Origin of the sequence: Dyadobacter sp. SG02, assembly GCF_900109045.1 — a bacterium.
Classification (GTDB): Bacteria; Bacteroidota; Bacteroidia; order Cytophagales; family Spirosomataceae; genus Dyadobacter.
In genome coordinates, this window is the sequence record NZ_FNYL01000003.1 from 331,077 (window position 1) to 342,342 (window position 11,266).

General features: G+C 50.4%; 10 protein-coding genes and 1 tRNA gene. 5 read left to right on the top strand and 6 right to left on the bottom strand.

The window, feature by feature from the left end; translation table 11 throughout:
• Positions 1-43 precede the first annotated feature (43 nt).
• Positions 44-271: a hypothetical protein gene (locus BMW93_RS08435; RefSeq protein WP_090375076.1), complete on the top strand. Its 228-nt coding sequence runs from the start codon at positions 44-46 to the stop codon at positions 269-271.
• Between the two features lie 305 nt (positions 272-576).
• On the opposite strand, the gene BMW93_RS08440 is transcribed toward BMW93_RS08435, so the two are convergent.
• Together BMW93_RS08440 and BMW93_RS08445 are read right to left on the bottom strand one after the other, a co-directional pair.
• Positions 577-1,188: a hypothetical protein gene (locus BMW93_RS08440; RefSeq protein WP_090374780.1), complete on the bottom strand. Its 612-nt coding sequence runs from the start codon at positions 1,186-1,188 to the stop codon at positions 577-579.
• 214 nt (positions 1,189-1,402) lie between these two features.
• Positions 1,403-1,476 (bottom strand) — tRNA-Ile (locus tag BMW93_RS08445).
• Positions 1,477-1,776: 300 nt separating this feature from the next.
• Here BMW93_RS08445 and BMW93_RS08450 point away from each other — a divergent pair.
• The 4 genes from BMW93_RS08450 to lpxA all read left to right on the top strand — a co-directional run bounded on the left by BMW93_RS08450 (position 1,777) and on the right by lpxA (position 6,372).
• On the top strand, positions 1,777-3,009 hold the full coding sequence (locus BMW93_RS08450; protein WP_229240276.1) for an HD domain-containing protein: 1,233 nt from the start codon (positions 1,777-1,779) through the stop codon (positions 3,007-3,009).
• An 80-nt stretch (positions 3,010-3,089) separates the two neighbouring features.
• On the top strand, positions 3,090-4,130 hold the full coding sequence (gene lpxD / locus BMW93_RS08455) for a UDP-3-O-(3-hydroxymyristoyl)glucosamine N-acyltransferase (protein WP_090374781.1): 1,041 nt from the start codon (positions 3,090-3,092) through the stop codon (positions 4,128-4,130).
• 41 nt (positions 4,131-4,171) lie between these two features.
• Positions 4,172-5,563: a bifunctional UDP-3-O-[3-hydroxymyristoyl] N-acetylglucosamine deacetylase/3-hydroxyacyl-ACP dehydratase gene (locus tag BMW93_RS08460; protein ID WP_090374782.1), complete on the top strand. Its 1,392-nt coding sequence runs from the start codon at positions 4,172-4,174 to the stop codon at positions 5,561-5,563.
• Entirely contained in the window at positions 5,560-6,372 is an 813-nt protein-coding gene (gene lpxA, locus BMW93_RS08465; RefSeq protein WP_090374783.1) for an acyl-ACP--UDP-N-acetylglucosamine O-acyltransferase, read from the top strand. Before BMW93_RS08460 ends, lpxA begins: the two co-directional genes overlap by 4 nt.
• A 54-nt stretch (positions 6,373-6,426) precedes the next feature.
• On the opposite strand, the gene BMW93_RS08470 is transcribed toward lpxA, so the two are convergent.
• Genes BMW93_RS08470 through tsaD form a run of 4 tightly spaced genes read right to left on the bottom strand, consistent with a single transcriptional unit; the run spans position 6,427 to position 11,250 of the window.
• The gene (locus tag BMW93_RS08470; protein ID WP_090375078.1) at positions 6,427-7,224 is read right to left on the bottom strand and encodes an MOSC domain-containing protein; all 798 of its coding nucleotides are present in this window, start codon (positions 7,222-7,224) and stop codon (positions 6,427-6,429) included.
• An 8-nt stretch (positions 7,225-7,232) separates the two neighbouring features.
• Positions 7,233-8,588: an IPT/TIG domain-containing protein gene (locus BMW93_RS08475; protein WP_090374784.1), complete on the bottom strand. Its 1,356-nt coding sequence runs from the start codon at positions 8,586-8,588 to the stop codon at positions 7,233-7,235.
• Entirely contained in the window at positions 8,585-10,225 is a 1,641-nt protein-coding gene (locus tag BMW93_RS08480; protein ID WP_090374785.1) for a T9SS type A sorting domain-containing protein, read from the bottom strand. The genes BMW93_RS08475 and BMW93_RS08480 overlap by 4 nt, the downstream gene beginning before the upstream one ends.
• A 26-nt stretch (positions 10,226-10,251) precedes the next feature.
• A complete protein-coding gene (tsaD, locus tag BMW93_RS08485) occupies positions 10,252-11,250 on the bottom strand; it encodes a tRNA (adenosine(37)-N6)-threonylcarbamoyltransferase complex transferase subunit TsaD (protein ID WP_177194045.1) in 999 nt (332 codons plus the stop codon).
• Positions 11,251-11,266: the final 16 nt, after the last annotated feature.

The window sequence follows — 11,266 nt, forward strand, 5'->3', positions numbered from 1 at the left end:
GAAGGTCGAAATGCCTTCTTTTACCATTATAAAAAGCGACAACATGAAAGACCAAAAGCTCCCGGAAGACTTATCGCAGGTTTTGTTTACCGACATGAACGGTGTGCCCCGCGAAGGGACTTACAAAAAAGCTTCGAAAGCATTTATCGAGGCCATCGGCGACGAAGGGCCTGAGGACACCGGTAATATTTACCCGGAAGAAGACATTGTGTCCTGGGAATATCTGGATAAGAAGGATCGGCCTAATTCGGATATTATGGTGATTCTTTAATGGGGTGGCGCCCTAAGAAGCTATTGAGCGCATCGCGACACTTGTAATGCTTTAGATATCATCGATTAACATATCCTGCGTTTTCATAAGTTGTGTTTGGTTACAGTAGAAAATCGGGATCTTTAACCCCAATTCTTTACTTCCAAAGTTTTTGAGGTAGTTTCACCCTGAATGGGATAATTTCATCTGAAGCAAAGATTTGTAAGTCCCCGATTTTGACTATAGAAAAGGGACAGCTCAAAAGGTGTTTATTGATCCCGATTGCTATGGCAAACCAGGTAGCGAGAGCTAAATTTCGGAAATCGTCACCACCTGTTCATTCGGCCTATCCAGACATTCCCTACTTTTCTGCTGTACCTAATTTCCTTGCGGCCCTCAAGCAAGATTTCCTCTTCAACAAAACCCGCTTCTAACAATTCATTAATCTCCTCCTGATCGAGGTAGTGAATTTCTTTAAACCAAAAATCCTCGTCATCATGCTGTCGCCAGGTGAATTTTTGCAACTCTGGGACACTGTCTGCCCAAGTGAGCGGCAGCCGCTCGTTTTTTGTACTCTTTCTGTAATAGTTGTCTCTAAATCCACCGATATTATCGACACTCGCGCATACCACCTCGCTTCTGATGGTGTTAGGATAGTTTAGCCAGATTTGAAGGTCGTAGGGAATCTCCTGGCGCTCAAAAATCTCTTCCCAAAGATTGTAAATTAAGACCAGTTTTTGGATTACTAAACGAAAATACCAGTCCGGTGGCACCCGGTCACATACACGTGTCCAAGGATCAATCCTTATTTTGACAAATTCTTCCCCCCTCGCTTCGAAGTGGCTTAGATCAGGCATTTTATTGGCCTCAAACCATCGGTCGATTTCCTTGATCCGCCGTTTCCAGCCTCTAATTTTCTTGTTATTGACCGTTGTCATGATTTCTTTCGGATTCAGTATTCCCGGCTTTATAAAAGACGACTGTTACGATGTCCCCGGTCTTCAGGGGGCACAAGGTTGAACAATTGCAAATGTCTAGCCAATCCCAAACATTGATCCTTGTTGAATTTCACCCTTCAAAACTATTGCAACTTTTATTGCAACAAAAAGAAAAAGGACCTAGCTTTTTAAGCTAAGTCCTTGATTTTCAACGTGGGCCCACCTGGAATCGAACCAGGCACCTACTGATTATGAGTCAGTTGCTCTAACCGAATGAGCTATAGGCCCTTATTAATTTTCCAATTTAAGCCGTGGTACCTACTGATTATGAGTCAGTTGCTCTAACCGATCGGACAAACGGTTTGTGAGCTATAGGCCCCTTTTTTGCATTGTATAGAGAATTGCTAGTTGCTGACAATCAGATAGTTGTTCTGATCAGCCGGACAAACACTTTGCAAGCCATTGCCCCTTTCTCAACCTCTATTCGGAGTGCAAAATTAGCGAATCGGTTCAATTCTCCAAATGAATGCCGCAAGATTAGCTGCATTTGTCCGTTGGTTGTTTATTACTTTTGCCAAAAAACTGGTTTTGAATAAAAGGAAAATCATCAACGATCCGGTATACGGGTTCATTTCTATCGCGTCGGATCTGCTCTACGATCTGGTCGACCATCCTTACTTTCAGCGGCTCAGGCGGATCAGGCAGCTTGGCCTGGCCGATATCGTTTATCCGGGTGCATTGCATACCCGTTTTCACCACGCGCTCGGCGCAATGCACCTCATGAGTCAGGCATTGCGGACGTTGCAGGAGAAGGGGCATATGATCTGGGAGCCGGAATCGGAAGGCGCACAGGCGGCTATTCTTCTGCACGATCTCGGCCACGGGCCGTTTTCCCATGTGCTGGAAAGCGTCGTTATACCCGGGGTGCCGCACGAGGCGATTACGCTGACGATGATGAAGGATCTCAACCGCCAGTTGAATGGCCGGCTCGATATTGCGATCCAGATGTTCGAAGGAACTTACCCGCGCAAGTTTTACCACCAGATGATTTCCAGTCAGCTGGATATGGACCGGATGGATTACCTGAACCGCGACAGTTTCTACACCGGCGTGATCGAAGGTTCTATCGGTGCCGACAGGCTGATCAAAATGCTGGATATCAGCCATGACCAGCTGGTGGTGGAGGAAAAAGGGCTTTTGAGTATCGAAAACTTCCTGCATGCACGCAGGCTCATGTACTGGCAGGTGTACCTGCATAAGACGCTCCTGAGCGCGCAGGCGATGCTCACGCAGATCATGTACCGCGCCCGCGAGCTGGCGGCGGCAGGCGAGCAGCTTTTCGCGACGCCCGATTTTGCATTGTTCCTCAATAACCGTTTTACGCTCGCGGATTTCGATAACAATCCCGATTTACTGGCCGCATTCAACGGATTGGACGATAACGACGTATGGGCATCTGTGAAAGGATGGAAAAGTCACAAGGACCCTGTTTTATCGACGTTATGCCAGATGCTCCTGGACAGAAACCTGTTCAAAATCAGTTTTTTCGACGAGCCGCCCGGTGAAGATGTATTGGCGCCACTGCGTGAGCGGCTGACGGCACGGGGCATTTCTGAAACGGATATGCAGTATTTCCTGATCACCGGCGAAACCACCAATTTGTCCTATGCCAAGGAGCAGGACCCGATCCGCGTGAAAATGAAAAAAGGGAATTTGCTGGATATCGCCGATGCGTCGGACATTCCGACCATCGAAGCCTTGACTAAGATTGTACGCAAGTACTATGTATGTTGGGGTAAAAATGTATCTTTGCGTGGTTAATCAGGACCCTAAAAAGAAGGCAGAATTAATAATTTTTACGACGTACTCGAATACTATTACCCGAAATTAGCCGATAAAATATGGAATTTACTGTCAGCGAGATTGCTCAGATGCTGAATGGAACTGTTGTTGGAAATGATCAGATTACAATTAATTCGGCTGCAAAAATTGAAGAGGGCTTGCCGGGTTGTATATCTTTTCTGGCCAATAGCAAATATGAGCATTATATCTACTCCACACAGTCTTCGGCAGTAATTGTCAATAAAGATTTTACTCCCAAAAAAGATATTTCTGCGACGTTGATCTACGTCGATAATGCTTACACCGCCTTCACGATCCTGCTGGAAGAATACCAGAAACGCCTCGCCGGCCGCAAGTTGGGCGTAGAGCAGCCGAGTTTCATCGGCGAAAACAGCCGGACGGGGGAGGATTGCTACCGCGGCGCTTTTTCCTATATTGGAAAGAATTGCGTGATCGGGAAAGAAGTGAAGATATACCCGCAGGCCTGGCTGGGCGACGGGGTTGAGGTAGGCGATTATTCGGTGATCCATCCCGGCGTTAAAATCTATGACAATACGGTGATCGGCAAGAATGTGACGATTTTCGCGAACACGGTGATCGGCGGCGATGGCTTCGGTTTCGCTCCGCAGGCCGACGGCAGCTATAAAACGATCCCGCAGCTCGGAAATGTGATCATAGAGGACAATGTGAGCATCGGCTCCAATGCGACGATCGATTGCGCGACGATGGGCTCGACCATTATCCGCCAGGGAGCGAAAATAGATAACCTGGTTCAGATCGCACATAATGTAGAGATTGGAAAAAATACCGTAATTGCGGCCCAGTCGGGAGTGTCCGGTTCCACCACCGTCGGCGAGCAATGTGTGATCGCAGGGCAGGTTGGTCTGGTAGGGCATATTACGGTAGCAAACAATACCAAGATTGGGGCTCAAAGCGGCCTGGGCAAATCCATCAAAAAGGAAGGCCTGTCGCTGTCCGGCTCCCCGGCCAGGGACCTGAACGAACATTTACGGTCCATGGCACTGGTGCGCAGGCTGCCTGAGCTGGAAGAACGACTGAAAGACCTGGAACGCAAGCAGGAAACGTCTGATTTTCAGTAAATGGCCCGATCGCACCTTATTTAGAAAAGGAAATAGATATAATGAACGAAAAACAACAAACCATTTCTAAGTCTGTATCCGTAACTGGAGTGGGTTTACATACCGGTGTTGTCGCTACGATGACATTCGTGCCGGCGCCAGCCAACCACGGGTACAAGTTTCAACGTGTTGATTTACCCGACCAGCCCATTGTTGATGCGGATGTTGATAATGTAGTGGATCTGTCCCGCGGTACTACCATCGAGCAGAACGGCGCGCGGATCCATACGGTAGAACACACACTTGCCGCCCTGGTAGGTTTGCAGATCGATAACGTGCTGATCCAGCTCGACGGCCCGGAGCCTCCGATCATGGACGGCAGTTCCATCAAATTCGTGGACGCACTGCTCGACGCGGGCATTGAAGAACAGAATGCATACCGCAACTATTTCGAAGTTCCGGAATACGTACATTATAAGAATAAAGACAAGGATACCGAACTGGTGGCGCTGCCGCTTTCGGACTATCGCCTGACGGTGATGGTGGATTACAACTCTACCGTCATCAGCAGCCAGCATGCTTCTTTGAATGATATTACACTTTTCAAAGACGATATCGCGTCGTGCCGCACGTTTGTGTTCCTGCACGAGCTGGAAGCATTGTACAAGCAGAACCTCATCAAAGGCGGTGACCTGACGAACGCAATCGTGATCGTGGACCGCGAGGTGCAGGACGGCGAACTGGATCATCTGTCGCAGTTGCTGAGCAAGCCGAAGGTTAGCGTCGATAAAACGAAGGGCATCCTTAATAATGTAGACCTGCATTATTCCAATGAAATGGCGCGGCATAAGCTGCTCGACCTCATTGGTGACCTTGCATTGGTTGGAAGGCCTATCAAAGCACAAATCCTGGCGGCACGTCCCGGCCACGCGGCGAATGTGGCTTTGGCCAAAAAGATTAAAAAGCTGATCAAATCGGGTAAAGGGGATATTCCGCAATACGATCCTAACAAGGCACCTGTATTCGATATCAACCAGATAGGCCAGTTGCTGGCGCACCGCTATCCGTTCCAGATGATCGACAAGATCATTGCATTGGACGAAAACAGCGTGGTAGGGGTGAAGAATGTGACGATCAACGAACAATTTTTTCTCGGACACTTTCCGGGTAACCCGGTAATGCCTGGCGTCTTGCAATTGGAAGCCATGGCGCAGACGGGCGGAATCCTGGTACTCTCCAGCGTTCCCGATCCGGACAACTACTGGCCATACCTCATCGGGATCGATGCATGCCGGTTCCGCCGTAATGTTTTCCCGGGGGATACCGTTATTTTTAAATGTGAATTCACGTCTCCGATGAAGCGGGGGATCGTCAAAATGAGTGGCCGGGGATACGTAGCCGGACAGCTGGTGTGTGAAGCCGATATGATAGCAAGCCTGGTAAAGAAAAAATGACTCAATCATTAGCATATATCCATCCTGACGCTAAGATTGCTCAGAATGTAGAGATTGAACCCTTTGCAATGATCCATGCCGATGTTGAGATCGGGGAAGGGTCCTGGATAGGGTCACACGCTGTAATCAATTCGGGTGCACGCGTTGGTAAAAACTGCAAGATTTATCCCGGCGCCGTCGTTTCGGCCACGCCCCAGGATTTGAAATACAATAATGAGTACACCCTGACTGTGGTCGGTGACAATACGACGATCCGCGAGTATGCGACGATCAGCCGTGGTACCGAGGAACACTGGAAAACGGTGGTAGGCTCCGACTGCCTGATTATGGCTTACGCACACGTGGCGCACGATTGCCGCGTTGGAAACAACGTCATTATCGGTAATAATGTGCAAATGGCAGGCCACGTTCATGTGGGCGACTGGGCCATTGTGAGTGCATTGAGCGCCGTACACCAGTTTGTGAAGATCGGCATCCATGCATTTGTTTCCGGGGCTTCGCTGGTGCGGAAAGACGTTCCTCCGTTTACAAAAGCGGCGCGCGAGCCTATTTCCTACGTGGGTATCAATTCAGTGGGTCTGCGGAGAAGAGGCTATACCAATGAGCAAATCATTGAGATCCAGAATATCTATCGTTACGTCTACATGAAGGGCCTCAACAATGCGGAAGCATTGCAAAAAATCGAGCTGGAAATGGCACCTTCGGATGAGCGCGACGAAATCATCAATTTTATCCGCAACTCCGAAAGAGGCATTATGAAAAGCCCGTTCCAGACAAGCGGTGCCAGCGAAACAGAAGCCCAGTCCTGAAAATACATTGACTTATAATGAAAAAGCTCCGTGATCATCAGCGGAGCTTTTTTGCTATTCGTGAACTACCAAAAAGTCGCCCACGCTCAGTTCGCCTGCATCGCGGGCAGTTACATTTTGCCCGAATAGTATCTTGTTACCATTCCGCCGGTAGCTCGCAAGCGTTTTGAGCGGTTCCGCGCCTTTTTCGGCGGTTTCCGGGTTAATGGTCGTGAGTACGCAGCGTGCGCAGGGTTTCACTACTTCGAAACGCAAGTTGCCGATGGTAATGTGTTTCCATTGGTCTTCCGCAAATGGTTCGGTGCCGGTGATGACGAAATTGGGTCTGAAACGGCGCATTTCGATGGGTTCGGCGAGACGGCTATTCAGGTCGTCCAGCGAGGCCTGCGAAATGACGAGGTAAGGGAAGCCATCGGCAAAGCTCACATTCTCATTATGTTGTGCGTAACGCGGATCGGCTTTGCGCTCGGTCGAATCCGGCATTATCACGAGCCGGAGGTTAAGGCCGAGCTGCCGGGTGAGCCAGGCGTCGGCTTCGTCGGAAACGGTGAGTGCTTCGGTAATATCGTCCCAGACTTTTACGGTGACGGGCAATGCGGTTACGGGCTGGTAGGGAACGAGCACAAAATCGTCCGGGTTAGCGCGCAGGTATATTTTCAATCCATCTTCCAGTAATGCGACGTCTATCAGCGCCATTTTCAGGTGCGCCCGTTGGGTAATGAACACGTTTTCGTCGTCGATGATCATCCAGCGGCGATCGTATTGAAGCCCTCTTTCTTCTGTGAATGCTTTGGTGAGCCTGATCCCGCCGAGGGATTTTACGGGGTAAACCCAGATTTCTGACAATGTCATGGCCATGGTTATTCAATGGTCAGCTTGCGTATACGTTGGTTAGCTGAATCCGTAACAAAAAGATTTCCGTCTTTGTCCAAAGTACATCCCTGCGGATGTTTAAAAAGCGCATTTTCCCCGGGGCCTTCCTGGTAACCTGCCGTGCCGCCCTTGCCCGCGAGCGTCGTCACGTACCCGTCCGGGTACACGAGGCGAATGCAATGGTTCCACAAGTCGTTCACGTAGAGATTCCCCAGTTTATCGATCTGAATATTACACGGTTGATTGAACATCGCCTGACTTGCTTCGCCGTCGCGGTAGCCGGTTTTGGTGGGCGTTCCGGCAAATGTGGTAACCATGCCGTCCGGCGTGATTTTGCGGATGCAATGGTTATGCTTGTCGGCGATAAAAATGTTGCCGTTTTCATCGAAGTTGAGGTAAGAAGGCATATAAAACTTTGCCTCCCTTAGTTTTCCATCGGCATAACCGGGCGTGCTGCCGGCGAAAGTAGTCACCTGCCCGTCTGCCGAAAGCTTTCGGATTACGCCGTTTTCGGTATCACAAATCCAGAGTGTGCCGGTTTTGTCCAGTTTTACACCATAAGGCCGCTTGAATTGGGCTGTGGCTAGATTACCATCGACCAACCCCGGCCGGTCGGGGTGGCCCGCTACGGTGACGAGCGTGCCGTCGGGCGATATTTTGCGGATAGCATGGTTCTCGTGATCCGCCACGAAAATAGTACCGTCGGGTGCGAGCTCGATGCCGATCGGAAATTTCATCAATGCCTGGTTGCCTTTACCGTCCTTGAATCCGTTTTGATTGCCTGCACCCGCCAGGGTGGAAGTGCTGCCGTCGGTTTCAATGCGCCTTACAACGCAGTTGCCGAGATCCGCGGCGAACATAATGCCCTTGTTATCGGTCGCGATGTTGTACAATGTCCTGAACTCGGATTGTTGCGGCGTACCGTCCTGGTAGCCGCCGTCCTTGCCATCCGCTCCCTTTCCATTGCCCGAGAAGTAGCTGGTAGTGGCCGTATAGAGGTAGCGGAATGCCGCCGCGGATGTGACTTCTTTGCTATTCACGGTTAAGGTCAGCTTCCCCAGGCCACATTTGGCGGGGACAATCGCCGTTATTTCCGTATCGGTTACCGTATTGATGGCCGCTTTCAAACCATTGATTTCAAGTGAAACTTTCGAAACATCACTTCCGAAATGCTTGCCCTGAATTTTAATAACAGTTCCTTGTTTACCTGAAAGAGGAGAAAAGCTGCTTAATTCGGGCGTTTCATTACCACCGGTAACAGGAGGGCCGGGCGATGGCGAATCACCGCATGATAGCCAAACCGCCGAAAAAAGTACCAATGCGAATAGGACGAATGCTTTCACGGGTTAACGATAAATCGGGTGGTAACCTGTTGTTTCCGAGACTCTACTTGAAGCAAATAAGTGCCCGCCGGAAGTTTGGAAACATCCAGCTCGGTTTTGCCATTCATCTGCCGTTCTTCACGGATCAGCGCACGTCCGGTAATGTCGGTAACAGTCATTTGTACATTTTGTTGGGTTAATGGCCCTTCGACCTGCATTTTGCCTCGGATCGGGTTCGGATATACGCTGAAAGCATTGCGCGACGGCTCCATGCCGGTCACCACTTCTTCTTCTTTCTTGGGAAAAGTAATTTCCCATATCTGGCCCTGGCCTTCGAGCACGTACAACTTATGATCGACGATCTCCGCATCGGTCGGTTGGACGAAATCGGCGGCAATGCGGTAGGTATTCAATGTATAATCGTCGCCGGCGGTGTTTTTCTTCAAATCCAGCATTAGTAAGTCCTGCCCGGGGTCCTGCATAGGCCCGTAAGTAGCGGACCCTTCCTGAAAGTTTAGCACAAACCCCTTGCCTTTGTAGTCACCTCCAAAACCTGATTTTAGATCAAAAACCAACCCTAATGGCGACCTGTGCGCAGTGAATGTGCCGATAGTTGTGCCGTTTTCGCTGGCATCCATCACCTTTCCGGTGGTGGGGTCACGGTACATGTCGGCGTCGGGGCCGGCGTTACGGATGGGTTTGCGAAAAGTCAGATTCTTCGGTTTTTGGGGATATTGCTTGTCGTCGTGAAATGCCCCGATCTGGTAGGCCGTATAATTGCGGTTGATCAGCTTGTCGTCGTCCGGCTTGTATCCTGCAAACTGCATGGGCGTATCATTTCCGCCCATTTCCCAGGGAAACCCATAATGGGCGCCGGGCCTTATCCAGTTCATTTCCTCGGGATCGTCGCGGTCGCCGGAGTTTTCGACGCTGAACAAGTCGCCATTGGCCGCAAATGCGAGACTAAATGCATTGCGCACGCCACGCACGTGTACGTAAGGCGCGAGCGCGGCCGAATCGTTGGGCAGTTGCAGATTTTCGGTATTGGCCGGTATTTTGAAAATACAGGCAGTCAGCGGCACTTCGCGCAGGCCGGGGTAGCGTCCTTCGTTATCTTTCACCTCACCGTGATCGGTACGTGACCCGCTGGCAATGTACATATCTTTGCCGTCGGGCGAAAAGCAAATGGCGCTGAAAGCGTGGTCGAAAAGTGTTTTGGAAGAAGCATGCTCGGCGGTTTTGAATATTTCGGTCCAAACGAGCTTGCCAGCGGTCAGTTTGGCCTTCACAGCCTTGCCATAACCCGAAACGCCCTGCGCAATCACCACATTACCGGCCAGGTACACACTGCCGTCATGCAATGCAAGACCTTGCAGGTAGTTGATGCCATGGTCCTGCGCCGACGCCAGCCTTTCAATCGTATAGTTTCCCTCGCCGTTGGGCGTGAGGTGGAAGAGGTCGCCACTCCATGCGATGGTATAAAACGACTTATCGGAAGCATCGTACTCGATCCTGGTTTGCGTGTCGGTGCCTTCGATCCGAAAAAATGGCTTAATGGCGAGGTCGTCACGCAGTACCCGTGCCGTTTGTGCAGAAAGCGGATTCGCAGCCGCCGACAGGATTGAAATAAAAAGAATGCCCAGGCAAAAGTGTTTCATACAATCCGGTTCAGGTTAATACCATTTCAAAACTCCATTCTCGCAAGCGGGCTCACCGTCTGGTCGCAGAAATCGCCCGCTTCGAACTTGTAATGCGCCGCGATCGCGATCATGGCCGCATTATCGGTACAATACTCGAAAGCAGGAATATACACATTCCAACCCAGCTGCCCGCCGAGTTCCTGCAACGATTTGCGTAATCCCGAGTTAGCGGAAACGCCGCCGGCGATGGCAATTTCTTTGATACCCGTTTCGCGGGATGCCTTTTTTAGTTTTTTAAGGAGAATATCAATCAATGTAAACTGAATGCTTGCGCAGATGTCGGCTATATTTTCTTTGATAAATTCCGGGTTTTGGCGGACTTGTTTTTGAAGGAAATACAGAAACGAAGTCTTGATTCCACTGAAAGAAAAATCCAGCCCGGGTATCTCCGGAAGCGGGAACGGATAGGCTTGCGGATTCCCTTGTGCGGCATATTTGTCGATCAACGGGCCGCCGGGATAGGGCAGGTCGAGCAGCTTGGCGGTTTTATCAAAAGCCTCTCCCACGGCGTCATCGCGCGTTTCTCCGATGATTTCCATGTCGAGCGGGCCCGTAACTTTCACGATCTGCGTATGCCCGCCGCTCACGGTCAGGCAAAGGAAAGGGAATGCCGGTTTGGGGTCGTCGATGAAGTGCGCGAGCACGTGCGCCTGCATGTGGTTGATCTCGATCAGCGGAACATCCAGCCCGAGCGCCATCGATTTCGCGAACGAGGTGCCTACCAGCAATGCGCCCAGCAAACCCGGTCCCTTGGTAAAAGCAATGGCATCCAGGTCTTTTTTTGCTATTTTTGCGTCATTCAATGCTTTGTCCACCACAGGCAGAATGTGTTGCTGATGGGCCCGCGAAGCCAGTTCGGGAACGACGCCGCCGTATTGTGTGTGGATCAGTTGCGTAGCGACAACATTGGAGCGGATATTCCCGTTTGTTATAACGGCTGCGGAGGTTTCGTCGCACGACGATTCAATAGCGAGGATATTCATACTGTGGAAAATATTC

Coding starts and splice junctions, on each gene's coding strand:
- BMW93_RS08435 (WP_090375076.1), top strand. CDS start 44: ATGAAAGACCAAAAGCTCCCGGAAGACTTATCGCAGGTTTTGTTTACC.
- BMW93_RS08440 (WP_090374780.1), bottom strand. CDS start 1,188: ATGACAACGGTCAATAACAAGAAAATTAGAGGCTGGAAACGGCGGATC.
- lpxD (WP_090374781.1), top strand. CDS start 3,090: ATGGAATTTACTGTCAGCGAGATTGCTCAGATGCTGAATGGAACTGTT.
- BMW93_RS08460 (WP_090374782.1), top strand. CDS start 4,172: ATGAACGAAAAACAACAAACCATTTCTAAGTCTGTATCCGTAACTGGA.
- lpxA (WP_090374783.1), top strand. CDS start 5,560: ATGACTCAATCATTAGCATATATCCATCCTGACGCTAAGATTGCTCAG.
- BMW93_RS08470 (WP_090375078.1), bottom strand. CDS start 7,224: ATGACATTGTCAGAAATCTGGGTTTACCCCGTAAAATCCCTCGGCGGG.
- BMW93_RS08480 (WP_090374785.1), bottom strand. CDS start 10,225: ATGAAACACTTTTGCCTGGGCATTCTTTTTATTTCAATCCTGTCGGCG.
- tsaD (WP_177194045.1), bottom strand. CDS start 11,250: ATGAATATCCTCGCTATTGAATCGTCGTGCGACGAAACCTCCGCAGCC.